The organism is Paenibacillus sp. OSY-SE (assembly GCF_000283315.1).
Lineage (GTDB): Bacteria > Bacillota > Bacilli > Paenibacillales > Paenibacillaceae > Paenibacillus_B > Paenibacillus_B profundus.
This window is the reverse complement of the sequence record NZ_ALKF01000091.1, coordinates 1-277: the sequence shown is the minus strand read 5'-3', so window position 1 is coordinate 277 and position 277 is coordinate 1. Positions and strand designations below refer to the sequence as shown.

Here is a 277-nt window from a genome sequence, read left to right as displayed (position 1 = left end):
CAAATGTGGCGCCACAAATACTTGTCATAAATGTGCCTTGCAAATTTGCCCCATATTTGTTTCCCAACACTGGTTTGTTTACGTTCGACAGCCTTGCCATCTTCACCAAGCCCGGAATAATTGATATTTGGGTCGGAATGATAAATCATCGAAATTTTTGCTTGTTTTTGATTTCCATCAGCCCAAACACGAGAAAACCTGAAAAACAGTCTGAAAATTTTATCCATTTCAGTTTCTCGGCTTGGTTGAGATTTGTTTTACGAGTGCTCCAATACAA

At 39.0% G+C, this 277-nt stretch carries 1 protein-coding gene; it reads right to left on the bottom strand.

Going from position 1 to position 277, the window contains the following annotated elements; translation table 11 throughout:
* Window positions 1-227 (bottom strand): hypothetical protein (locus A372_RS37030; RefSeq protein WP_157259375.1); only part of this gene is annotated, 227 nt, incomplete at its 3' end.
* Window positions 228-277 lie beyond the last annotated feature (50 nt).